At 66.8% G+C, this 24333-nt stretch carries 22 protein-coding genes and 1 tRNA gene; 14 read left to right on the forward strand and 9 right to left on the reverse strand.

Features of this window, described 5'->3' with window-relative positions:
• Positions 1-308: 308 nt before the first annotated feature.
• From otsB to J4O76_RS13935, 3 genes are read left to right on the forward strand one after another with little or no spacing between them, the layout of a single operon-like run.
• Positions 309-1088 carry a trehalose-phosphatase gene (gene otsB / locus J4O76_RS13925; protein ID WP_426282477.1) on the forward strand — a complete coding sequence of 260 codons (780 nt, stop codon included), beginning with the start codon at positions 309-311 and terminating at the stop codon, positions 1086-1088.
• Positions 1085-2881, forward strand: a complete 1797-nt coding sequence (locus J4O76_RS13930) for a glycoside hydrolase family 15 protein (protein ID WP_056060739.1) — start codon at positions 1085-1087, stop codon at positions 2879-2881. The genes otsB and J4O76_RS13930 overlap by 4 nt, the downstream gene beginning before the upstream one ends.
• A complete protein-coding gene (locus J4O76_RS13935) occupies positions 2878-4266 on the forward strand; it encodes an alpha,alpha-trehalose-phosphate synthase (UDP-forming) (RefSeq protein ID WP_056060743.1) in 1389 nt (462 codons plus the stop codon). The genes J4O76_RS13930 and J4O76_RS13935 overlap by 4 nt, the downstream gene beginning before the upstream one ends.
• 131 nt (positions 4267-4397) lie before the next feature.
• Here J4O76_RS13935 and J4O76_RS13940 read toward each other — a convergent pair whose 3' ends face one another.
• Positions 4398-5471, reverse strand: coding sequence for a mechanosensitive ion channel family protein (locus J4O76_RS13940; protein ID WP_426282478.1), 1074 nt, complete (start codon positions 5469-5471; stop codon positions 4398-4400).
• 67 nt (positions 5472-5538) lie between these two features.
• On the opposite strand from J4O76_RS13940, the gene J4O76_RS13945 reads away from it, so the two are divergent.
• The 3 genes from J4O76_RS13945 (at position 5539) to J4O76_RS13955 (ending at position 8711) form a co-directional block, all read left to right on the forward strand.
• Entirely contained in the window at positions 5539-6324 is a 786-nt protein-coding gene (locus J4O76_RS13945) for an NTP transferase domain-containing protein (protein ID WP_426282479.1), read from the forward strand.
• Entirely contained in the window at positions 6321-7433 is a 1113-nt protein-coding gene (locus J4O76_RS13950) for a hypothetical protein (RefSeq protein WP_426282480.1), read from the forward strand. The genes J4O76_RS13945 and J4O76_RS13950 overlap by 4 nt, the downstream gene beginning before the upstream one ends.
• Positions 7434-7586: 153 nt before the next feature.
• On the forward strand, positions 7587-8711 hold the full coding sequence (locus tag J4O76_RS13955) for a CDP-alcohol phosphatidyltransferase family protein (RefSeq protein ID WP_426282481.1): 1125 nt from the start codon (positions 7587-7589) through the stop codon (positions 8709-8711).
• Positions 8712-8890: 179 nt separating this feature from the next.
• On the opposite strand, the gene asnB is transcribed toward J4O76_RS13955, so the two are convergent.
• A complete protein-coding gene (gene asnB / locus J4O76_RS13960) occupies positions 8891-10837 on the reverse strand; it encodes an asparagine synthase (glutamine-hydrolyzing) (RefSeq protein ID WP_426282482.1) in 1947 nt (648 codons plus the stop codon).
• 114 nt (positions 10838-10951) lie between these two features.
• Here asnB and J4O76_RS13965 point away from each other — a divergent pair, with 114 nt between their 5' ends.
• The 8 genes from J4O76_RS13965 (at position 10952) to J4O76_RS14000 (ending at position 17393) form a co-directional block, all read left to right on the forward strand.
• Positions 10952-12304, forward strand: a complete 1353-nt coding sequence (locus J4O76_RS13965; protein ID WP_426282483.1) for a lipopolysaccharide biosynthesis protein — start codon at positions 10952-10954, stop codon at positions 12302-12304.
• 86 nt (positions 12305-12390) lie between these two features.
• The gene (locus J4O76_RS13970; protein WP_426282484.1) at positions 12391-12852 is read left to right on the forward strand and encodes a DUF2141 domain-containing protein; all 462 of its coding nucleotides are present in this window, start codon (positions 12391-12393) and stop codon (positions 12850-12852) included.
• Positions 12853-12937: 85 nt separating this feature from the next.
• Positions 12938-14029, forward strand: coding sequence for a diacylglycerol/lipid kinase family protein (locus tag J4O76_RS13975; RefSeq protein WP_426282485.1), 1092 nt, complete (start codon positions 12938-12940; stop codon positions 14027-14029).
• Positions 14026-14934: a hypothetical protein gene (locus J4O76_RS13980; RefSeq protein WP_426282486.1), complete on the forward strand. Its 909-nt coding sequence runs from the start codon at positions 14026-14028 to the stop codon at positions 14932-14934. The genes J4O76_RS13975 and J4O76_RS13980 overlap by 4 nt, the downstream gene beginning before the upstream one ends.
• A complete protein-coding gene (locus tag J4O76_RS13985; protein ID WP_426282487.1) occupies positions 14931-15695 on the forward strand; it encodes a nucleotidyltransferase family protein in 765 nt (254 codons plus the stop codon). Before J4O76_RS13980 ends, J4O76_RS13985 begins: the two co-directional genes overlap by 4 nt.
• A 93-nt stretch (positions 15696-15788) precedes the next feature.
• On the forward strand, positions 15789-16559 hold the full coding sequence (gene dapB, locus J4O76_RS13990) for a 4-hydroxy-tetrahydrodipicolinate reductase (protein WP_426282488.1): 771 nt from the start codon (positions 15789-15791) through the stop codon (positions 16557-16559).
• Between the two features lie 4 nt (positions 16560-16563).
• A complete protein-coding gene (gene nth / locus J4O76_RS13995; protein ID WP_426282489.1) occupies positions 16564-17265 on the forward strand; it encodes an endonuclease III in 702 nt (233 codons plus the stop codon).
• 51 nt (positions 17266-17316) lie between these two features.
• Positions 17317-17393 (forward strand) — tRNA-Arg (locus J4O76_RS14000).
• Between the two features lie 182 nt (positions 17394-17575).
• On the opposite strand, the gene J4O76_RS14005 is transcribed toward J4O76_RS14000, so the two are convergent.
• From J4O76_RS14005 to J4O76_RS14035, 7 genes are all read right to left on the reverse strand, one after another.
• Positions 17576-18709: an acyltransferase family protein gene (locus tag J4O76_RS14005; RefSeq protein WP_426282490.1), complete on the reverse strand. Its 1134-nt coding sequence runs from the start codon at positions 18707-18709 to the stop codon at positions 17576-17578.
• Between the two features lie 426 nt (positions 18710-19135).
• Entirely contained in the window at positions 19136-19522 is a 387-nt protein-coding gene (locus J4O76_RS14010) for a lysozyme inhibitor LprI family protein (protein WP_426282491.1), read from the reverse strand.
• 71 nt (positions 19523-19593) lie between these two features.
• On the reverse strand, positions 19594-20064 hold the full coding sequence (locus J4O76_RS14015) for a YaiI/YqxD family protein (RefSeq protein ID WP_426282492.1): 471 nt from the start codon (positions 20062-20064) through the stop codon (positions 19594-19596).
• 166 nt (positions 20065-20230) lie between these two features.
• Complete coding sequence (locus J4O76_RS14020; RefSeq protein WP_056055171.1) at positions 20231-22000, reverse strand: DEAD/DEAH box helicase; 1770 nt, start codon at positions 21998-22000, stop codon at positions 20231-20233.
• Between the two features lie 56 nt (positions 22001-22056).
• Positions 22057-23181: an NAD(P)/FAD-dependent oxidoreductase gene (locus tag J4O76_RS14025; protein WP_426282900.1), complete on the reverse strand. Its 1125-nt coding sequence runs from the start codon at positions 23179-23181 to the stop codon at positions 22057-22059.
• Between the two features lie 501 nt (positions 23182-23682).
• A complete protein-coding gene (locus tag J4O76_RS14030; RefSeq protein ID WP_055881387.1) occupies positions 23683-23865 on the reverse strand; it encodes a hypothetical protein in 183 nt (60 codons plus the stop codon).
• Positions 23865-24332 carry a GreA/GreB family elongation factor gene (locus J4O76_RS14035; protein ID WP_093399817.1) on the reverse strand — a complete coding sequence of 156 codons (468 nt, stop codon included), beginning with the start codon at positions 24330-24332 and terminating at the stop codon, positions 23865-23867. The genes J4O76_RS14030 and J4O76_RS14035 overlap by 1 nt, the downstream gene beginning before the upstream one ends.
• Position 24333: the final 1 nt, after the last annotated feature.

Here is a 24333-nt window from a genome sequence, read left to right on the forward strand (position 1 = left end):
GGCGGGAGTCCAGTCTGGGTCCCCGCCTTCGCGGGGAAACAAGGTTTGCAGGCCTGAAAGAGAGTGAGATGCGCATCCTTTAGCACCTTCCCGGCGGAGGCCGGGGTCCAGTTGGAACGTCCGAGGTGATATCGCGCAACATGCTTCATTGCCGTCCCTCAACTGGGCCCCGGCCTTCGCCGGGGAGGTGGGATGCGGTAACTTTGGTGGCGTTTGCCGCCCCCCCCCTCCCCACCCCGAAAATCGAACCGTACCCGTTCCAATTTTGCAGTGCAGCGGAACGGAGCGGTGGCGCTATGGGTTCAGGGATGATGCTAGCCGAACGCCAGCCCGCGACTGATGTCCTCGCGCCGCCCCTTGCCGTGCCCGACGCCGTGAGCCTGTTCTTCGATTTCGACGGGACGCTCGTCGACCTTGCCGCGACGCCGGATGCGGTCGTGGTGAGCCAGATGCTGCTCGATACGCTCGACACGCTCGCCGAGCGCTTCCCCGGTCGGGTCGCGATCATCAGCGGGCGCTCGATCGCGCAGCTCGACGCGATGCTCGGGCGCCACGCGCACCTGTTCGCGGTCGCGGGCAGCCACGGCGCCGAGACGCGTACGCCCGACGACGGCCATGTCGCCGCCGAACGCCCCGCTTCGCTCGAAGCCGCCGCCGCCTCGTTCCGCGACTTCGCCGACGCCAACGGGCTCGTCTACGAAGCCAAGAGCCTTGGCGCCGGGCTGCATTACCGGATGGCGCCGGACTTCGAACCCGCCGCGGTCCGCCTCGCCGAAGACCTCGCCGCTCGCCACGGCCTCACGCTCCAGCGGGGCAAGATGATGGTCGAACTGCGCACCCCCGGCGACAAGGGCGCCGCCCTCCGCGCCCTGATCGCCGCGCCGGCGATGGCGGGCAGCGTGCCGTATTTCTTCGGCGACGACGTTACCGACGAGGACGGGTTCGAGGCCGCGCTCGACCTTGGCGGGGCGGGCGTGCTGATCGGCGAGCAACGGCCTACCGCCGCAACCTACCGCCTGAACGACGTTGCCGCACTTCGCGACTGGATTGCTGCCATATTGGAAACACCCATGTTGGAAACACGATGACCGCACCTACCCAAAAAGCCGACATGAACCTGTGGCCGATCGGCAATTGCCAGGTCTCCGCGCTGATCGACAAGACCGGCACGTTCGTCTGGGGCTGCGTGCCCCGCGTCGACGGCGACCCGGCGTTCTGCGCGCTGCTCGGCGGCGATGCGCCCAAGACCGGGTTCTGGGCGATCGAACTCGAGGGTGGTGCGAAAACCACGCAGGCCTATATCCGCAACACGCCGATCCTGGTGACGCGGCATGAGGACGAGGCGGGCAACGCGGTCGAGGTCATCGATTTCTGCCCGCGCTTCGTGCGTGAGGGGCGGACCTATCGCCCGACCAGCTTCGTCCGGATCGTCAAGCCGGTGGCCGGCTCGCCGCGCATTCGCGTTCGGATGCGGGTCGCGACGAACTGGGGGAAGCCGACCGAGCACACGCAGGGCTCGAACCACATCCGCTTCCTGATGGACGACCAGACGCTGCGGCTGACCACCGATGCGCCGGTCGGGCATATCGTCGGCGAGAACTGGTTCCGGCTCGAACGCCAGATGCACCTGTTTCTCGGCCCCGACGAGAGTTTCGCGGGCGTGCTGCACGAGGCCGCCGAGGCGATGCTGTCGCGGACCAAGGACGAGTGGCGGCACTGGGTGCGCGGGCTCGCGACGCCGGTCGAGTGGCAGGACGTCGTCATCCGCGCGGCGATCACGCTCAAACTGTGCCAGCACGAGGAGACCGGCGCGATCGTCGCCGCGCTCACCACCTCGATCCCCGAGCATGAGGGGTCGGAGCGCAACTGGGACTATCGCTACTGCTGGATCCGCGACGCCTATTATACGGTGCAGGCGCTCAACCGGCTCGGCGCGCTCGACGTGCTAGAAGGCTATCTCGAATATCTGCGCAACATCGTCGATGCGTCGAAGGGCGGGCATGTCCAGCCGCTCTACGGCGTTGGCGGCGAGGCGACGCTGATCGAGCGGATCGAGAGCGACCTGCCGGGCTATCGCGGGATGGGCCCGGTCCGCGTCGGCAACCAGGCGTACGAACAGATCCAGCACGACGCGTACGGCCAGATCATCCTGTCCGATGTCCAGGCGTTCTTCGACAAGCGGCTGTTCCGGATGTCGAGCGAGGAGGATTTCAAGAGCCTCGAACTGGTCGGCGATCGTGCGTGGGAGACGTACGACAAGCCCGACGCTGGCCTGTGGGAGCTGCGCACCAAAGCGCACGTCCACACCTATTCGGCGGCGATGTGCTGGGCGGCCTGCGACCGGCTCGCCAATGCCGCCGAAGTGCTGGGGCTCGAGGATCGCCGGACGTTCTGGGAAGAGCGTGCGAACACCATTCGCACGACGATCGAGCAGTCGGCGTGGCGTGAGGATACGCAGCGTATCTCGGCGACGTTCGGTGGCGACGATCTCGATGCGAGCCTGATCCAGCTGCTCGACCTGCGCTTCTTCGCGCCCGACGATCCGCGGTTCCAGTCGACTTTGAAGGCGGTCGAGGAGGGTCTGCGGCGTGGAAGCCACATGCTGCGTTATGCGACCGAGGATGATTTCGGCCTGCCGCATACCGCGTTCAACGTCTGCACCTTCTGGCTGATCGAGGCGCTACACGCGACCGGCCGGACTGCCGACGCACGCGCGCTGTTCTGCGAGATGGTCGCGCGGCGGACGCCGGCCGGGCTGCTGTCGGAGGATATCGATCCGAACACCGGCGAGCTGTGGGGCAATTATCCGCAAACCTATTCGCTGGTGGGGCTGATCAACTGCGCGGTCCTGCTCAGCAAGCCGTGGAGTGCCGTCCGATGAGCCGCCTCGTCGTCATCTCGAACCGCGTCCAGTCGGTCGATGCGCCCTCGGGCAACCAGGGCGGCCTCGCGGTCGCGTTGCTCGCCGCCCTGCGTGAAAAGGGCGGCGTGTGGTTCGGCTGGTCGGGATCGACCACCGAGACCTTCACCGGGCACATCAATTTCCAGCAGGGCAAAGGCGTCACCACCGCGACGATCGACCTCGAAGAGCAGGATTTCGACGAATATTACAACGGCTATGCGAACCGGACCTTGTGGCCGCTGTTCCATTACCGGATCGACCTGACCGAGTTCGAACGCGATTTCTCCAGCGGCTATGCTCGCGTGAACAAGCGGTTCGCGGAGACGGTGCTGCCCTTGATCGAGCCCGAGGATCTGGTGTGGGTCCACGATTACCACCACGTCCCGCTCGGCCAGGAACTGCGCAAGCTGGGCGTCGAGAACAAGATCGGGTTCTTCCTCCACATCCCGTGGCCGCCGATGGCGATGCTGCTGTCGCTGCCGAGCCACCGCGCGCTGGTCGAATCGATGTTCGCGTACGACGTGATCGGCTTCCAGACGCAGGACTGGCTCGACAGCTTCCTGCATTACGTCACGAGCCAGCTCGACGGCGTGGTCGGCGAGGATGGCTGGGTGACGGTCGGCGACCGAACGATCAAGGCGATCACCACGCCGATCGGGATCGAGACCGCGGACTTCGAGAAGTCGGCGAACAGCGACGCGGCGCGGCATGCCAAGGAGCGGATGTACATGTCCGCGACCGGGCGGAGCCTGATCGTCGGGGTCGACCGGCTCGATTATTCGAAGGGCCTCGCCGAGCGGTTCGCGGGCTATGAGCGCTTCCTCGGGTCGCATCCGGACCGGCGCGGGCTGGTCTACATGCTCCAGATCGCGCCGCCTTCGCGCGAGAAGGTCGACACGTACCAGGAGATCCGCGCGAACCTCGATTCGATGTCGGGGCGGATCAACGGCGAGTATTCGGACATCGACTGGACTCCGATCCGATACGTCAACCAGGGCTTCCCGCGTGACGTGCTGGCGGGGATCTACCGTGCGGCGCGCGTCGGGCTGGTGACGCCGTTGCGTGACGGGATGAATCTGGTCGCGAAGGAATATGTCGCGGCGCAGGATCCAGAGGATCCGGGCGTGCTGGTGCTGTCGCACTTCGCGGGCGCGGCGACGCAGTTGAAGGACGCGGTGCTGGTCAATCCGTACAGCCCCGAGGAAATGTCCGACGCGATCGATCGGGCGCTCAAGATGCCGCTGGCGGAGCGCAAGGCGCGTTGGGAGAAGCTGATCGACAACGTCCGCAAGGAGGACGTGATGTGGTGGTGCGAGCTGTTTATTACTGCGCTCGAGGCGGTGCCGGAGCATGTCGAGGCGTAGCTAAATCCTCCCCCGCCAGGGGGAGGTGGCTGGCACTTGCCAGACGGAGGGGGAGGACACGGAACGGACGTGGCGCGTGCCTCCCCCTCCGTCGCCTTCGGCGCCACCTCCCCCTGACGGGGGAGGATTCCTTAGGTCCGCGTCACCGGGTCGGGCGCCATCAGCAGGCGGTTGCGCGGGATGGCTTCGGGCATTTCCTCGCGGATATACTTCAGCAAGGCCTCGCGGACGTCGCAGCGGAGATCGAACGCGATCGCCGCATCTTTCGCGGTCATCAACCCGCGCAGTTCGATGCAGTCCGTCTTCACGTCGGTCACCTGGAGGTTGTAGAACCGCTTGTCCCAGCGTGGGTTCGAGGTAACGATCTCGCCCAGTTTCTCGCGCAGCCGCGGCACGTCCGCGGATGGATCGAGATACCAGAACACCGACCCCATCAACTGGCTCGTCTCGCGCGTCCAGTTCTGGAAGCTCTGTTCGAGGAACTTTGACACGGGCACGACGAGGCGACGTTCGTCCCAGATCTTAATGACGACGAACGTCAGGTTGATCTGCTCGACGCGGCCCCATTCGCCGTCGACGATCAGCACATCGTCGATCCGGATCGGCTCGGTAAACGCCATCTGCACGCCGGCGATCAGGTTCTTCAGCGCGGGCTGCGCGGCCGCACCGACGACGAGGCCGGCGATACCCGCCGACGCCATCAGCGTGACGCCGATCGAGCGGATGCCGGGGACGCTGAGCAGCATCAGGCAGACGCTGACGAAGATGATGAAGAACGTGCCTATGCGCCCCAGGATCGCGGCCCGCGTGCGCTTGCGGCGGGCGCGGAGATTGTCCTCGACCGAGATGTCGGCGCGGATCTCGATGACGTCCTGGAACGCGCGCAACGCCGCGACCGCGAGCCAGCCGAGCAACCCGGGGACGAGGAAGCCAAGCAATTGTTTCCACAGATCCTCGATGTCGTTGTCCATCGGCAGGATCCGCGAGACGAACGCGACCGCGACCGAGACGAACACCGCGCGCAACGGGCGGCGGACGCGGGCAAGGACGAGGCCGTCGGTCTTCGCAGTCGAGCGACGCTGGGCGTGGCCGCCGATCCGCATTGTCAGCCAATGCGCGACCAGCGCGACGAGGACGGCCGCCGAGACGACGGCGACGCTCTCCAGCCAGACCCATTCGGGGGGTATGTGGAGCGATCTGAACATGCGCATCTAGGCGCAACGGTGCGCGACGGCGGATGTTCCGCTGCAGTGCAGCATCGACTCGCGATACATGGCAGCTTTTTTCCTGCCACACTTCGTGCGTAAGTCCGCGCCCATGAAGGCCATCATCCTTGCTGCCGGTCACGGATCGCGACTGCTGCCGTTGACGCTGACGACGCCGAAATGCCTCGTGCAGGTCGGCGGCCGTGCGATCCTCGATCACCAGCTCGACGCGGTGGCGGATGCCGGGTTCGAGGGGGCGGTGATCGTCGGCGGGTACCGGATCGAGCAGGTCGCGGCGCATCTGGCGGCGCGCGACGGTGGCGTACCCACCGAACTCGTGTTCAACCCGTTCTGGGCGATCGCCAACAGCATCGGTAGCGTGTGGGCATCGCGCGGATTTCTCGAAGAGCCGTTTGCATTGATGAACGGCGACACGCTGTTCGATGCCGCGATTTTGCGCGCGGCGCTTGCCGATGAAGCATCCGGCGTGAAGCTGGTCATCGAGCCGCTGGCGACGCCGGGGCTCGACGACATGCTGGTCGAGGCGGACGGCGACGCTATCGTCGCGGTCGGCAAGCATCTGGTCGGGCACCAGGCGACCGATCGCTCGCTCGGGCTGATCGTGTCGACCGGCGGCGGCGCGTATGCCGAGGCGTTGCGCGCGGTGATCGGCGAGGAGGATGGCATCCATGCCTATCATCACGCCGTCGTCCGGCGCGTCGCGGAGACCGTCGGCGTCCGCGCGGTGCGGATCGCAGGGAATGTCCGCTGGCAGGAGATCGACCGGCCGGAGGACATCGCGCTGTGGCAGCACGATCATGACGCGCCTGTGGGCGGCGCTTCTGGGTCATGACACGGAAGGTCGCGTTCCTGTTTCTCGGCGAGACGCTGTTGATCCCGCATCTGTATCCGATCGTCGAGGCGCTCGCTGCGAAGTCGGACGTGCCGATCGAGCTTTGGGTGAGCACGTCGGTGCAGGAGACATTGCTGACGCGGTGGACGGCGCCCTTCCCTAATGTGCGGATCCGGCGGGCACCGGGGTTTCGCGTGGTTGCCGACGATGGGACCGGGCGCAATCCGGTGCTGCCGGCGAAGATGCCGATGCTCCTGCGGCTGCTGCCGCATCTGCGCAGCGCGGCGGTCGTCGTGTGTGCCGAGCAGACGAGCCTGTGGCTGCCGCGGCTGTTTCCGATGCGCGCGAAGTTCGTAAAGACGTCGCACGGCGTCGGCTCGATGAGCGCGCGGGACGATCCGCGGCGGCGGGCGGCGGCGTTGACTCTGGTGCCGAGCGAACTGGAGCGGCAGACGTATCTCGACCGCGGGTTTGCGCCCGAGCGGTTCGTCGCGACCGGCTATGTGAAGGCCGACTTCACGCACCGGACGCACGCCGCGCCGCCGTTCGCGGATACGCGGCCGGTCGTTCTGTATACGCCGCATTGGCAGCAGCATCGCTCGTCGTGGTGGCGCTGGGGGGCGGAGGTGGTGCGGCGGATCGTCGCGGACGGGCGCTACAATCTGATCTTCGCGCCGCACCAGCGACTGGTCGAACGGGCGCCCGAGGTGGCGAATTTGATGCGCGAGATCGGGGACTTGGCGCATGTGCACTGCGACATCGATGGGTTCGCGATGGTCGACGGGAGCTATACCGGCGTCGCGGACGTGTATCTGGGCGATACGTCGAGCCAGGTGATCGAGTTTCTCATGCGGCCGCGGCCTTGCGTGTTTCTCAATGCCGGGGGTGTCGCTTGGGGGGGCGATCCGAATTACGCGATGTGGGCTTGTGGGGAGGTTGTTGGCGACGTTGCGGATGTGGTGGCGGCGGTGGATCGGTCGGCGTTGCTGCATGCAGGGTTTGTGACGGTTCAGGCGGAGTTTGCCGGGCGGTCGCTGGGGGCGGTCGAAGGTGGCGCGGCGAGAGCTGCGGGGGAAATCCTTCGGCTACTGGAAGCCCCGTCGGTCTAACAAGCAGCTTTGTTCCCCCGCGGAGGCGGGGGTCCAGGGTACCGACCGCAGCTCTGCTTGATCCTGGGCCCCCGCCTCCGCGGGGGAACTAGATACGATCGGCAACCGTGAGCCCCTCTCGCTTTCACGACCAGATCGGGTAACGGGTGCGGCATGGTAGATTCGACAGCTCCTACGCCAGCGCTCCGGACCGTCCGGGCGAATGACACGCTGCTCTGGGGCATGACCAATGCCGAGCGGATCCGGCGGATCGGCGTCGCGCAGGGTCTGGCCACCGACGGCGATGGCGACACCGGCCCGGTGATCCTCGCCAACCTCGCCTACGCGTTCGACCCGATGTGGATCGCGTATCTGAAGACCCGGCCCGGCACCGTCGCGACGCGTACCGGCGTGCCCGTGCTCGCGCATGTCCGGGATGCCGACGAGCGTGCGCGGATGACGGCGGCGATGCTCGGCGAGGCACCGCTGGTGACCGGGCTGACGGTGATCGCCGCCGAGGCCGAGGAAGGCATCTTCAACGAGGCGCTGCGCAAGCGCGAGCGGCCGTTCGCGGAATTGCTGACCCCCGCGGCGGTGCCTGCCATCGAGCGGGCGAGCTATGTCGGTGCGTACAAGGGCGTCACCGACCTGCTGACCAAATATCTATGGCCGGAATGGGCGCTGGCGATCACGCGGGTCTGCGCGCGCGCCGGGATCACGCCGAACCAGGTAACCGCGCTCGGGTCGGTGTTGTGCATCGTTGCGACCGTGGCGTTCTGGTATGGCTGGTTCTGGACCGGGCTCGCTACGGGCCTGTTCTTCATGGTGCTCGATACCGTCGACGGGAAGCTCGCGCGGTGCACGATCACCTCGTCGAAGCTCGGCAATGCGTGGGATCACGGCGTCGATCTGGTGCATCCGCCATTCTGGTGGTGGGCCTGGGCGGCGGGGTGCGCGCCGTACGGGCGGCCGCTGGATGACGGCGTGTTCTGGGCGGTGATCGGGACGATGCTGTTCGGCTATGTCGCGCAGCGGCTGATCGAGGGGGCGTTCATCGTCCGGTTCGGGATGCATATCCACGTGTGGGAGCGGTTCGACAGCTGGTTCCGGCTGATCACCGCGCGGCGCAATCCGAACATGGTGATCTTGTTTGCGGGGTTGCTGGTGACGCGGCCGGACTGGGGGATCATCGGGGTCGCCGCGTGGACTGCTATCTCGTTGGTGGTGCATCTGGTGCGGCTGGTGCAGGCGATGGTGCGCAAGGCGAAGGGTGAGACGTTGGTGAGCTGGCTGGCTTGAGCGCTTCGCGGGGTCGCATACCCGCTAACGCCGACTTCCCTCCCTTCCGTTCGTCCTGAGTAGCCATCGAGTAGCTGCTCTTGCAGCGTATCGAGACGGCGTATCGAAGGACAGGTTGGCGCGCGGAACCCATGCTTCAATACGCGCCCTCGATACGCTTCTTCGAAGCTACTCGGTCGCTACTCAGCACGAACGGAAAGGGGGATGCGCAAGGCTTTCGGTCGCCCGATCCACCAGAGGCAGTAGATCGCCAGCGCGTACAGGAAGCGGCTGTAGTCCCGCCTCCCCGCGCGGTGATCGGCGAACACCTTGTCGACCGCGCCGGCGCGCCATATGCCTTGCTCGCGGACGCCGCTGTCGCGCCAGAGTTGCTCGGCATACGCCCCGAAATCGCCGGCGAACCACGCGGCAAGCGGCATCTGGAAGCCCTGTTTGCGGCGGTCGAGGATCCCTTCCGGCAGCCACGGCGCGATGGCCTGGCGGATGACGTATTTCCCGATTTTGCCGTGCAGCTTCATGTCGGCGGGCATCGACAGCGCGAGGTCGACCATCCCCTGCCCGAGCATCGGCACGCGCACCTCGAGTGAATGCGCCATGCTTGCGCGGTCGACCTTGGTCAGCATCGCGCCGGGGAGGTTGAGCGCGAGGTCGGCGAGGCCGAACTGTTCGAGCGTGTCGGTCGAGATCGCGTCGGGATCGGGGAAATATTCCGCGACCAGTGCGGCGATCCCGCCTTCTTCCTCGGCGATGAACTCCGTGGAGAATATCTCGCGGCGGAAGGCTTCGTTCGTGATCTGCGTCTTGGCGAAGAACCGTGCGATGCCGTTCGGGAGTGCGGCGCTGCCGGTGGTTTTCCGCCAGCGCTGCAACATTGCGTTCGCATGGCGCGAGGGCAAGGTCGGTACCGCATCGAGCGCGCGCGCGAGCCTGCGCAACGGTGCCGGCAGCGCACCGATCCGGCGTTCGGTCGCGTGGCGCTTGTAGCCGAAGAACAGCTCGTCGCCGCCATCGCCCGACAGCGCGACCTTCACCTCCTGCGCGGCGATCTGGCTGACGTACCAAGTCGGCACCGCGGAAGGGTCGGCGAACGGCTCGTCGTAACAATGCTGGACCTCGGGCAGCATCGCCTGCGCATCCGCCAACTCCAGCGTGCGCGTGACGTGGTGGCAGCCGAGATGCCGCGCGATCGCCTCGGCATGCGGCGATTCGTCGAAGCGCGGGTCGGGGAAGCCGATCGTGAAGGTGCGCACCGGGCGGTCCGATACCTGCGCCATCGCCGCGACCACCGCGGACGAATCGACGCCGCCCGACAGGAATGCGCCGACATCGACGTCCGCGACCATCTGCTTGCCGATCGTGTCGAGCCATTCGTCGCGGAAACGCTCGATCCACTCCGCCTCGGATCTGGGTTCAGAGGGATGATAGGCGGGCGTCCAATAGGCGCGCATCGTCGGCGTCCCGCTCGCCTCGACGGTCATCACATGGCCCGGCGGCAGGGTGCGGACCTGCGCGTAGATCGAGCGCGGGGTGCGGACATGGCCGAAGCTGAAATAATCGTGGAGCGCGCGGCGATCGACGTCGAACGCCATGCCCGGCAGCAGCGTCAGCGTCTTCAGTTCGGAGCCAAACGCGAACCCCGCGGCCTGATCGGTATAATAGAGCGGCTTGATCCCGATCGGGTCGCGCGCGAGCGTCAGGCGGCGGGCGTGCGTATCCCACACCGCGACCGCGAACATCCCGTCGAGCCTTGCCCAGACGTCGTCGCCCCAGCGTTCGTAGCCGGCGAGGATGACCTCGGTATCGCCCGCGCTCTCGAATACGCGGCCGAGCGCCTGCAACTCGCCCCGCAATTCGCGGAAATTGTAAATCTCGCCGTTGAAGACGAGCGCATAGCGGTGGTCGGGTGAATGGAACGGCTGGTGGCCGCCCTCGATGTCGATGATGCTGAGCCGGCGCATCCCGAAGCCGAAATCGCCATCGGTCATCACGCCCTGGTCGTCGGGCCCGCGGTGCAGGATCGTATCGCACTGCGCGGTGATAAGGCGGGGCGAGACGACACCGCCACCTCGTGCGTAAAGGCCGGCAATTCCGCAGATGACGAACGATCCCTCGCATGACGGCAGCACCGCCGCCCGATCGCGCGGTCTAGGAGCCGACCGCCGCTTTGTCACCTCCGGGGCACCCTAGTACCGCCGGGCATCTTGCCGCCCTCGCCATCGCGCTCTAGGGGCCGGTCGCAGATGGTTCAGGACCCCGCGCCCATTCCGGTTACCACCGGCTCGACCGGGATTTTCCGGGCGGCGGCGCGTAACCTCGGCTGGCTGCTCGCCAGTCGCAGCGTGCTGGCGATCCTGTCGCTGTTCTATCTCGGGTTCGCGACACGCACGCTGGGGGTGGTCGATTTCGGCCGGTTCGCGCTGATCTCGGGAGCCGCGCAGGCGCTGGCGACCTTTGTCGGCTTCCAGACGTGGCAGATCATCGTCCAGTACGGCGTCGAGCCGATCCAGCACGGCGACACGCCCAGGCTCGCGCGGCTGCTCCGGTTGTCGGCGATCCTCGACATGTGCAGCGCGCTGGTCGGCGCCGCGCTGACCGTGGCGATCCTGTTCGCGTGGAGCGACGGGTTCGGCATTCCGCCCGACCTGATGCGCGACACGCTGATGTTCGCGGTGGTGCAGCTGATCACGATCCGCTCGACCCCGCTCGGCATCCTGCGGCTGCGCGACAAATTCTCGTTGTCGGCGGTGGCGGACAGCATGACGCCGATCATGCGCTTCGTCGGCGCGGGCGCGGCGATGATCGTCGAACCGACGATCCGCGGCTTCATGCTCGCCTGGGCGGTCGCCGAGATCGTCACCGCCGCGACCTATTGGATCATGGTTGCGAAAAGCGGTGACCTGCGCCTGCTCGCGAGCGGCCGGGGCAGCTGGCAGCAGGTCCGCGATGAAAATCCGGGCATCGTCCGCTTCTCGCTGAGCACCAACGCGAGTGCGACGCTGGGCCTGTCGAGCAAGCAGATCCCGCTGCTGCTGGTCGGCGCGTCGATCGGCCCGGCGGCGGCGGGTGCGTTCCGGCTGGCGACTCAGCTGGCGCAGGCGTTGGCGAAACTGTCGCAGATGCTGTCGCGCGCCGCCTTCCCCGAGATCGTCCGCGCGGTGCGCACTGCCGAGCCGTCGCGCCTGCGCCGCATCCTGATCCGGACGATGCTGGCCAGCACGGCGGCTGCGCTCGTCATCCTCGCCATCGTCGCGCTGGTCGGCGAACCGATCCTGAAGGTCGTCGGCGGCAAGTCGTTCGTCGGCGCGTACCCGGTGCTGTTGTGGCTCGCCGCCGCCGGGTGCTTCGACCTCGCCACCGTCAGCCTCGACACGGTGATGACCGCGCTGCACCGCGCCGGCACGGTGTTCGCGATTCGCGCGGTCGGGGTGCTGTTGCTGTTCGTCACCGCGTTCGCGCTGATGCCGACCTACGATTCGACCGGAGTCGCAGCCGCGGTCGCGGTCGGTTCGGTCGCGGTGGCGATCCTGCTCGGGTTCGCCGCCGCGCGGATGACGCGTACGCCCTCCGGGCCGCAGGCGGTCGACGGAGCGTAGCGCGCGAACGACGAACGCCCCGTTCGCGTCGCAAATGTCATCTGTGCGCCGCGCTCCGGCCATCTTTTCCGCGCTTAAGTCCTGTCATGAAGACTGTGGTTTCCCTTAGCCTGGGCGCGGCGGCGCTGCTGATGCCCGTCTCGGCGCACGCTGCCGAGGCATGCGAAGGTACGCCCGGCGGCGGCAACGCCAAGCTGATCGTCGAGGCGACGGCGATGCACAACGCCGTCGGCGAGGTCGCGTTCACCGTCTATCCCGATGACAAGAAACGGTTTTTGGCGAAGGGCGGCAAGCTGGTGCGGGCGCGCGTGGCGGCAAGCAGCCCGCGCGCGTGCTTCTGGCTGAAGCCCGGCCACTATGCGGTCGCGCAATATCACGACGAGAATAGCGACCATGATTTCAACCGGACGCTGTTCGCGCCGAAAGAGGGATTCGGCTTTTCCAACGATGCGCCGACCTCGATCGGGTTGCCGTCTTTCGATGCGGCGCGCACGGCCTTGGCCCCATCCGGGACCGTCGTGCGTATGAAAATGCGGTATCGCCGGTGATCCAAAATCCGCTGGTTGCAGCGGAACGGAAATCTTCCTGACACAAATTTGTAGCGGTTATGTACCGCGACGGGTATCTTATATCGTGGCCGATGCTGTTTCGAACTTCCATGCCTTTGGCGGGCACCCTCTTTCGCCACCGGCGCCGCCGGCGTGGCTGCCCGAAGGCATGTTCGATCCGTCGGCATCCGAGCGGTACGGCGTGAGTCCGCGCGACGCGGCGGCGAAGATCCGTACGGGCATCATCTGCAACCCGAAAAGCCACCGCAACCGCAGCAGCGTCGAGGCGACCAAGCCGTTCCTGTCGGGGACCGTGCTTGCTGTGACCCCGCGCACGCAGGCCGAACTCGCCGAAGTGCTGACCGATTTCGCGCGCCACGGCATCGAACTGCTGGTGATCGACGGCGGCGACGGCACGATCCGCGACGTGATGACCGCTGCGGCGCGCGTGTGGACTGGTGCAGCCCCCCGCGTCGCGATCGTGCCGTCGGGCAAGACCAACGCGCTCGCGCTCGATCTCGGCATCCCCGATAGCTGGACGCTCGACCAGGCGCTGACCGCCGCGCGCGCGGGCAACGTCAAGATCCGCAGCCCGATCGAGGTCATACGCAAGGATACCGGTGCGCGGCTGCACGGCTTCCTGCTGGGTGCGGGCGCGTTCGTCGACGCGACCGCGCTGGCGCAGCGCACCCACCGCGCCGGCGCTTTCAACGGCGTCGCGGTTGGCCTCGCACTGTGCTGGGCGATCCTGCAGACCCTGTTCGGGGGCGCGAACAGTTCGTGGCGCGCGGGCAACCGGATGCGGATCCGGTTCGAGTCGCGCGGTGACGAAGGCGTTCATGCCGCGGGTCGGAATACGGACAGCGATCGCGCCCGCTATATCCTTCTCGCGTCGACGCTGAAGCGGATGCCGATCGGGATACGACCTTTCGGCGTGCCCCGCGGCGGACTGAAGACCTTGCTGGTCGATGCGCCGCCGCGTTGGCTCGCCGCCGCAACGCCGCTGATCGTCGCCGGTTCGCCGGCCGCGTGGCTTGATCGTGCAGGGTATCACCGGATCGATTCGCCGAGCTTCGACCTGTCGATGGACTCGGGCTTCATCCTCGATGGCGAAGTCTATCCGGGCGGCGACCTGACCATCCGCGAGGCACGCGCGCTGCGTTTCGTCGTTCCGTGATCACGCTCGGCGACGTCGTCCGCCGTCAGTTGCACGTCCCGACCATCGCCGCCGTCCGCGACGTCGCGGCGATACTTGCAGGGGACGCGCCCGAGACCGCGGCGGTTCTGTTCTACGGTTCGAACCTGCGCACCGGCGAGACCGAGGGCGTGCTCGACTTCTACGTGCTGACCGCCGGCCCGCCCGAGCGCGGCCTGTGGCCGACCGTCAGCTACCGCGAGTTCGACCTGCACGGCGAGACGTTGCGCGCGAAGATCGCGACGATGCGGCTGGCGACGTTCGCCAAGGCGGCAGCCGCGCAAACGCTCGACACGACGATCTGGACGCGTTTCGTGCAACCCTCCGCGCTCGTCTGGGTCCGCGATCCGGCAACCGCGAACCGAGTCGCCGTGGCGATCGGCGATGCGGCGAAGTCCGCCGCGCGCTTTGCCGCCGCGCTCGGCCCCCAGACCGGTACCGCCGACGATTATTGGCGGGCGCTGTTCCGCCAGACCTATGCCGCCGAACTCCGAGTCGAGCGCAAGGGCCGCGAGGGCCAGATCCTTGGCTTCGATCCGGGGCGCTACGCCGAACTCCTGCCGCTCGCCTGGACCGCCGACGGGATCGCCTATCGCGACGAAGCTGGCATGCTGAAGCCCGATCTGTCGCCAGCGCGACGAAACGCGTTGCTGCGCGCGTGGGGCCGTCGCCGTCGTGCGGGCAAGCCGCTCAACGTGGCACGATTGGTGCGGGCGGCGTTCACCTTCGAAGGCGCCGCGCGCTACGGCGTGTGGAAGGTCGAGCGGCATACCGGCGTCGCGGTGCCGCTGACCCCGTGGCGCGAAAAGCATCCGATCCTGGCCGCGCCGGGCGTGTTCTGGCGGGTCTGGCGGGCGCGCGCGCAAACCGGACCGAAAACGGTATGAGCGCGGATGGTCGCGGCTTCAACGCGCTGATCCTCGCCGGCTCGCGCGGCGGCGTGGATCCGGTCGCAGCCTATGCGGGCGTCTCGCACAAGGCGCTGATCGTGCTCGACGGCGAGACGTTGCTGGCCCGCGTCGCGCAGGCGTTGCGAGAGGCTGGCGCGCGCACGATCGCGGTATCGGTGTCGGACGACGCGGTCCGTGCCGCGGCAAATGCGCTCGGCCTCATCGTGCTCGACGCGGCATCCGGTCCGAGCCGCAGCGTTCGCGACGGCATCGAAGCGCTCGGCGCGCCCTTGCTGGTCACGACCGCCGACCACGCGCTGTTGCAGCCCGGATGGGTGACGCGTTTCCTCGCCGACGTCCCCGCACAGGCCGATGTCGGTGCCCTGCTCGCACGTCAGGACGTCATCGAAGCCGCTGCCCCGGGCACGCGCCGCACTTATTTGCGCTTTGCCGACGGGGCGTGGTCGGGGTGCAACCTGTTCTACTTCGCAACGCCGCGCTCGGTCGCCGCACTCGATCTCTGGGCGCAGGTCGAGGCGGACCGCAAGCGGCCATGGCGGATCGTTCGGCGGCTCGGGATCGGCACGCTGCTCCGGTATCTGTCGGGTCGCCTGACGCTGGTCGCGGCGATCGCGCATCTCGGTCGTCTCGCCGGCCTCGACGCCGCCGCGATCGCCAGCCCGTTCGGCCTGGCCGCGGTCGACGTCGACAAGCCCGCCGATCTCGACCTGGTCCGGGCGCTCGTCGTAAAGGCTTGAGCCGCCGACCGCCTACTCCAATTCCGCGAAGAAATGCCTCGGCCTGCCGTTCGCCCCTGTTTCCGAAGGCCGGGTTGGTGCAAAGCGCCGCGCATGCAAACGCTCGCGCCCCAACCCGCCTCATCCGCCATCACGACGACCTCGATCGGCATTTATGGTAGCGCAGGACGCATGGGCCGCGCGATCGTCGAGGCGATCGAGGCGGCTGGCGCGTCGCTCGCCGGCGGCGTCGATGCGCGCGAGGACCCGAACCCGCTCGCCCGGACCGCCGATGTGCTGGTCGATTTCTCGACGCCCTCCGCAGTCGAGGCGCATCTCGCCGCCGCGCGCGCCGCTGGTACCGCTATCGTCATCGGTACGACCGGCCTGTCGCCGCAGCACCAGTCGATGATCGACGACGCGGCGAAGGACATCGCGATCCTGCAGACCGGCAACACCTCGCTCGGCGTCACGCTGCTCGGTATTCTCGTCCGCGAAGCCGCCGCGCGTCTCGGGTCCGACTGGGACGTCGAGATCGTCGAGATGCACCACAAGCACAAGGTCGACGCGCCATCGGGCACCGCGCTGCTGCTCGGCGACGCCGCCGCCAAGGGCCGCGGCACGACGCTCGCCGAACTCCGCGTCGACAGCCGCGCCGGGCTCGTCGGCGCGCGCACCGAAGGCACGATCGGCTTTGCATCACTGCGCGGCGGATCGGTGATCGGCGACCATAGCGTGATCTTCGCGGGCGAAGGCGAGCGGATCGAACTCAACCACCGCGGCGACGATCGCTCGATCTTCGCGCGCGGTGCGGTGCGCGCGGCGATCTGGCTTGCTGGGCAGCCCGCCGGGCGCTACCGTATGGGCGACGTGCTCGGGTTGTAAGGGCGTGAAGAAAGCCGACGTCATCGAGTTCTACGCGCGTCTGGCGGAAGCCGACCCGCACCCCGAGACCGAGCTGGAATTCGTCAATCCCTACACGCTGGTCGTCGCGGTCGCCTTGTCGGCGCAGGCGACCGACGTCGGCGTGAACAAGGCGACGCGCGCCCTTTTCCGCGACGTCGACACGCCTGAGAAGATGGTCGCGCTGGGCCTCGAAGACCTGAAGCGCCACATCAAGACGATCGGGCTCTACAACACCAAGGCGAAGAACGTCATCGCGCTCTCGCAGATGCTGATCGACGATTATGGCGGCGAGGTGCCCAACGACCGTGTCGCACTCGAGCGCCTGCCCGGCGTGGGTCGCAAGACCGCCAATGTGGTCCTCAACGTCGCGTTCGGTGCGGAGACGTTCGCGGTCGACACACATATCTTCCGCGTCGGCAACCGTACCGGCCTCGCCCGCGGCAAGACCCCGCTCGCGGTCGAACTGAAGCTCGACAAGGCCACCCCGCAACCGTTCCGCCTGCACGCGCATCACTGGCTGATCCTGCACGGCCGCTACGTCTGCAAGGCGCGGACCCCCGAATGCTGGCGCTGCATCGTCAGCGATCTGTGCGCCTACAAACCCAAGACCCCGCCGCCCAAGAGCCGAGCGCTTGCCAGCTCGGCTCCCCAGACGGACATCGATCCGGCAACCGGCGAGGCCTGATCGCGAAAACGTCTGGCGTGCGCCGTTATGCTTTGCTAGGCGGACCGTCCGGCACCCGTAGCTCAGCTGGATAGAGCGCTGCCCTCCGAAGGCAGAGGCCACTGGTTCGAATCCAGTCGGGTGCACCAAACTTCAATTCGAGATTAGTCAAAAGCCCTGTTGCTGCGATGTCGGCAGGCGTGCGCTGGTCGACTGCCGCGCGCTGTACCGCGCAACCTCGCTTTAGGTCGTATGCGCGGTCCACGCGTTGATCTGTCGGTTCAAACAACCGGTTTGTGTGGATCGTCGTGCAGCGGCTTTTCGAGACCTGCTAGCGGAACTCCGTCTCGACGAAGATCGGGCCGGCCGTGGGGGTCGCGGGGATCGGCTCTGCCAGACCCGGCGCTTGCGCTGGTACAGGCCGTCGGATCATGCGGTGGCCTAGTCGCACCATCGGCTCTTCGACGGCATGATAAACGACTGCCGCGATGAGGATCGTCGCGCTCAGCACGACCGCGACATAGCGTAATGCCGAACCCGGATCGCCCGCGATCAGGATCGTGCCGCACGCCAGGATCACCGGTCCGTGGAACAGGTAGACGGAATACGAGATGGTCCCGAACCACTTTGCCACACGCCGGTAAACCGAACGGCCGTCGATCGCGCGGCTGCTATCCGAGCCAGCGCCGACGACTCCCACGAACAGCAGCAGCGCACCAATATACCCTAAAGTCGGTGCCAGGTTGAAACCTGCGGCGCCGACCGGCGGGACCGTCATGAACTGGACGACGGGCACGATCGCCAGGAAGAGGCCGCAGAGACGCCCCGCCAGACGCACCGCGATCGCATTACGCTCGAGCATCGCCAGTCGCAGCATCGTTCCCAGCAACATTAGCCCCAAGTTCAGCGGCAGGTCGGCGGGCAGCCGCTTGTCGACCAGATGAGACGCCAGTGCGAGCAACAGCGCTGCACCGAACAGCGCGACGATTCCTCCGGCCAAGACGAACGGCGCACGCAGCACCCCCCAGGCAACGAGGCAGGCCGCCAGCACGTAGAACGCCAGTTCCGTTGCCAGCGTCCAATAGGCGACGACGATATCGGGCTGACCGACATAATGCTGGACCATGGCCACATTGGCCACGATCGTCACCGGCGCAGGAGCCGGCGCGCCTGTCATATGCAGCACCAGCAGCGCGACGCCCAACGACAGCCAATAGGCGGGATACAGGCGAAATGCGCGGCTGATCGCGAATCCGCGGACCGGACGATCGGTGCGAAAACTGAACGGGATGACGAACCCGCTGATCAGAAAGAACAGCGCGACGCCAAACCGCCCAAAGTGGAAGATGCCGTCGAACAGCAGCACGCCGGCCTGTTCGATCGGAAGGGGAAGCGCGTGCGTCGCTATGATGGTCTCGGCAAGGTGCTGAAACAGAACGAGCAACGCGGCAAATCCGCGCAGCATATCAAGCGTTTCGATCCGGCCGGAGCGAGGAAGGCGCGAGCCGTCGAAGGGGATGCGCCCCATGCCAGCTGCTGTCATTGCTCCCCCGCTTCCAAGACACTTGTACGCGGCGAAACTTTTTCTAGCAAACTCGGTATCTTACAATGGCCCCAAAACGGGTCAATCAGTTCGGCTTACCACTGGCATCCTTTGCGTTTGAGCATCTTACGCACACCCTAGTCGTCGCTGCTGGCGCGAACGGTTAGCCAGTTTGTCGGAAGCCCACAGGTTTGTGTGGCCGGCCATCATCTTCATTCGGCCTGATGTTACCGCTCCGGTGGGCCAGCCTTTTGGTCGGGTCGCTTGCTGGCGACGACGGCTGATAGCATAGCGGACCGGGCTCGATCCGCCGCGCGCGCTCGCAGCCCTGCCCCCCGCGGAATGCCGTTAGAAGCGGATCTTGCGTTCCAGTTCGCTCGCGCGGGTTGCGGTTTTTGTAACGAGGCAGGCGGTGTCGATCGTTTCTCCATCGATCTTGCAGTCATAGTCGCGCGCCTTGAGCCAGGATCGCTGTTCGTCGCGCAACGCGATACGTTGCGCCGGTCGGCTCGCGAGTTGCCGCATGACCTCCTGATAGGCCTTGTTCAGCCGCGCGTCCTGCGACGCCATTTCGGTCTGCGCGCAGATACCGCCCTGCACCGTGTTGCCGCGGGCCCGCGCCTGGCACGCCGTGTACCGGTCGGATATCCCGGCGGGTGCCACCTGTGCGAGGAGAGGCGCCCCGGCCGAAACTACAACCGCCGCCGCCGCGGCCGCCAACATCTTCCACTGCATCGCGCTCTCCCCTGCCGCATGATCGGTGGCGGGAGTGTAGCGACGGGCCAGCCGCTCTGTCTACGCTCCGGCTAGCGGCGCTTCAGCCGGACCAGCGCGGCATCGAGCGCGGAGAGGAAGCTCGACCGGTCGGTCTTGGAGAAGGGTGCGGGGCCGCCGATGATGTCGCCGCCCGCGCGCAGGTCGGCCATGATCGCGCGCGTGGCGATCGCGCCGCCGATCGAGCTGGTGGTGAAGGGCTTGCCGGTGTTGGCGAGTACGGTTGCGCCGGCTTTCACGCAGCGGTCGGCGAGCAGGATGTCGGCGGTGATCACCACCGACTTCGCATCGGCCTGTTCGGCGATCCAGTCGTCGGCCGCGTCGAACCCGTCGCTGACCACGATGCGCGAGATCAGCGGGTGGACGGGGATGCGGAAATGGCTGTTGGCGACGATCGTCACGGGGACTTCGTGGCGCCATGCAACCTTGTAGATCTCGTCTTTGACGGGGCATGCATCGGCGTCGACCAAGATGCGGATCGCGCTGGAAGATACGTTCGTCATCGTACACATCCCAAACCGCCCCACCCGCTCCCGTCATCCTGACGAAAGTCAGGATCCAGGATCAAGCAGGGCGGCGTTCGTTACTCTGGATCCTGACTTTCGTCAGGATGACGGAGTTCTTGAGGGCGACGCGCCCTCCCCCATTGGAAAGGACGCGCCGAGGTCCTCAGCTGCGCTCGCGGTTGCCGCGGTACGGGGGCTTCCGTGCAGGAGCCGGACCGCCACGCGGTGCCGCACGGTGCAGCGTCGAGCGGGGGCCGCTCGCATTGCTGCGACCACCGCCGCCGCCATCGTGCCGAGCACCGCTCTCCGGCGCACCCTGCATCGCCTCGATGGCAACGCCGCTCTCTTCCTCGCCAGCCTGTGCCGTCCGCTGGATTGCCGCCGAGAACCGCGACGCAACCGCGCGGGGAATCTCGAAAGCCGTCTCGTTCGGACCGATCCGGATCGCACCGATCTCCGACTTCGTGATGTGCCCGCGACGGCAGATCAGCGGCAGGATCCAGCGCGGATCGGCGTTCTGGCGACGACCGATGTCCATCCGGAACCAGACCGTGTCCTCGAAGCCCGCGCGCGGACCCTGCGAACGCTCGTCCTGAGTCGGCTGCTTGCTCTGGTCGATCAGGTCCTCGGCCTGCGGCATCGTCGCACGGTGCATGTGCACCAGCGCCGCGGCGATATCCTCCGGCGTCTTCTCGGCCATCAGGCGGACGGCGAGCGCGCGATCCTCCTCCTCGACCTCGACCGGCTGCAACAGCATGCCGATCAGCCGCTCGTGATCGTTCTTGCGGATGTCCTCCGCGGTCGGGGCGTTGACCCACTCCGCGTTGATCTTCGCACCACGAAGCATCATCTCGACGCGACGGCGACGCGGGAACGGCACGATCAGGACGGCGGTGCCCTTCTTGCCCGCACGACCGGTACGACCCGAGCGATGCTGGAGCGTCTCGGCATCGCGCGGCAGTTCGACGTGCACGACCAGCGACAATGTCGGCAGATCGATACCGCGAGCCGCAACGTCCGTGGCGACGCAGACGCGCGCACGACGATCGCGCAACGCCTGAAGCGCAGCGTTACGCTCGTTCTGCGAATGCTCGCCGGACAAGGCGACGGCGGCAAAGCCACGCTCAACGAGGCTCGCGTGCAGGTGACGCACATTGTCACGCGTCGCGCAGAACAGCATCGCCGTCTCCGCCTCGTGGAAGCGCAGCAGGTTGATCACCGCATGCTCGATCTCGGACGGCGAGACCGTGACGGCCTGGTACGAGATATCGCCATGACCACGATCCTCGCCGACGGTCGAAATCCGCAGCGCATCCTTCTGGTAGCGCTTGGCGAGCGCGACGATCGGCCGGGGCATCGTCGCCGAGAACAGCAAAGTGCGACGTGCTTCAGGCGACGCGTCGAGGATCTGCTCGAGGTCTTCGCGGAAGCCCATGTCGAGCATCTCGTCGGCCTCGTCGAGCACGGCGACCTTGAGGGCCGACAGGTCGAGCGCGCCACGCTCGAGGTGATCGCGCAGACGACCCGGCGTGCCGACGACGATATGCGCGCCGTGGGCGAGCGAACGACGCTCCTTCGAGGCGTCCATGCCGCCGACGCAGGTCGAAATGCGCGCACCGGCCTTGGCGTAGAGCCACATCAACTCGCGGCTGACCTGAAGCGCCAACTCGCGAGTCGGTGCGATGCAGAGGACGAGCGGCTTGTGCGGTGCGGGCAGGCGCTGGACGCCGTCCTCGCCGGCTTCACCGAGCAGTTCGCCGGCCATCGCCAGGCCGAACGCCACGGTCTTGCCCGAGCCGGTCTGCGCCGACACGACGAGATCGCGACCGATCGCGTTGTCCTCGATCACATGAGCCTGGACGGGGGTGAGCGCGGTATAGCCGCGCGCTTCGAGCGCCTCGGAAAGAAGCGACGGAATATTTGTAAAAGGCATGTACGTCCTAATTGGTGGCCGGCTTACGCAACGGCAAGGCACTGGCGTGGTGGTCCCTACAGGACTTGACCCGCGGCCCACCCGCTCGCCCATGCCCATTGGAAGTTGTAGCCGCCGAGCCACCCTGTGACATCGACCGCTTCGCCGACTGCATACAGCATTGGTACGCGTTTGGCTTGCATTGTTTGCGATGACAGTTCCGCGGTGCTGATTCCGCCCGCGGTGACCTCGGCCTTGGCATAGCCTTCGGAGCCATTCGGCGTGAATTGCCAATGGCTTAGCGCGCGTTCGGCGTCCTGGAGCTTGCGGTCGGTGAGCGTGGAAATCTCGTTCGTCATGCCCAAACGCTCGCTCAAAGTCTCCGCGAGTCGGTCCGGGAGCGTGCTGCCGAGCAGTTTCCGCAGAGTCGCGCGCGGCGTGGTACGCTTGGCGGCGGGGAGCCAGCCGGACTCGCGATCGGGGAGGAAATCGATCCCGACGGGCTGGCCGTTGCGCCAGTAGGACGAGACTTGGAGGATCGCGGGGCCCGACAGGCCGCGGTGCGTGAACAGCGCCGCCTCGCGGAATGCGGTCTTGCCGGCGGTGGCGACGACTTCGGCCGCGACGCCGGAGAGTTCGCGGAAGAGCGTTTCATCGCCGCCGAGCGTCAGCGGGACGAGTGCGGGGCGTGGCTCGACGACCTTCAACCCGAACTGCCGTGCGAGATCATAGGCGAACCCGGTTGCGCCCATCTTAGGGATTGATGGGCCACCGGTTGCTATGACCAAGGCGGGGGCTGTGACGGTGCGGCCGTCTAGCGATACGCGATAGCGGCCGTCTGCGTGGTCGACTCCGGTGATCGCGCGGCCGAGCGACAGGTCGACGCCGCCCTTGTCGCATTCGTCGAGGAGCATCTCGACGATCTGCTTCGCGGAGCCGTCGCAGAAGAGTTGTCCGAGCGTCTTCTCGTGCCAAGCGATGCCGTAGGATTCGACGAGCGCGAGGAAATCCTGCGCGGTGTAGCGGCCGAGCGCGGACTTGGCGAAATGCGGGTTGGCGGAGATGTAGCGGTCGGCGGCGGTGTGGACGTTGGTGAAATTGCACCGTCCACCGCCGGAGATCAGGATCTTCTTGCCCGCCTGGTCGGCGTGATCGACGAGCAGGATCTTCCGCCCGCGCTGGCCGGCGACGGCGGCACACATGAGGCCGGCTGCGCCTGCCCCGAGGATTATGGCGTCGTATTCGGACAAGTGGAGCTCCGTGCGGCTTCGGTCAGCGGCCGCCTATTAAAATGTTTCCCCGCGAAGGCGGGGACCCAGACTGGGCTCCCGCCTTCGCGGGAGAACAAGGGGTGGCCGTGGTAGCGTGTTCGGGCGGGGCCACATAAGTGGTGATCTGCAGTCAGCGAAATATCCCGATCCGCTGGCTAGCACCACCCCGGCGAAGGCCGGGGCCCAATTGGGGGACGGCAATGACGCAGGTTGCGCGCAGTTACTCCGACCTTTCCAATTGGGCCCCGGCCTCCGCCGGGGTGGTGCCATTCGGGCGGGGGCGCGGCGCCTATCGCGGCAATGTCTCTCGCGGTGATACCGTTCGAAATGGCGCCATGCGGGGGCCCGGAAGCCTCCGACGGCGTGGAGGAGACGATAACGCCCCTTCTACTCCCTCTCCCCTCCGGGGAGAGGGCTAGGTGCCCTCAGCCGCTACCGCAGCTTCGCAATATTCAACGAGTCTTCCTTCGCCCGAACCTTCACCGATTCCTCGCTCCGGGTCAGCGCCTTAGCGATCGCCTTCAACGCCATGCCCTTCTTCGCCAGCGTATGCAGCTTCTGGATCTCGTCCTGCGTCCACGCCTGACGGTGCCGTTCGAATTTCGCTTCAGCCATCAGCCGTCATCCTTGTCGATCGCCAGAACCTCGATCGCGTCCGGCTTGTCCGCAAACGCGACCGTCTCGCCAACCGCCGCGCCCATCAGCGCGCGCGCCAGCGGTGCCGAGAACGCCAGCCGGTCCTCGCCAGGCTCGGCCTCGTCACCACCGACGATCGCAATTACGCGCTCCGCGCCGTTCATCCGAACGCGAACGCGCGAACCGATCCCGACCTCGTCCTCTTCCGGCAAAGGCGCGAGTTCGGCGGTCGTCTGGCGCGTGTGCCAATAGCGCAGGTCGCGCAGCAACAGCTTGCGCGCCTCCTCGTCGGTCTCGGCCGCAACCGCAGCCTCGATTTCCGTCACCCGTTCGCCAAGCAATCGCAACCCCCGCGCCGTGACCAGATTGGGCCCCGGCGCGATCGGCTGTTCGAACTTGGGTTCGAGATGTTCCTCGTCACTCTCGCGACGGAAGGCGACGCTCATG

Origin of the sequence: Sphingomonas sp. NFX23 (assembly GCF_049887795.1) — a bacterium.
Taxonomy (GTDB): domain Bacteria; phylum Pseudomonadota; class Alphaproteobacteria; order Sphingomonadales; family Sphingomonadaceae; genus Sphingomonas.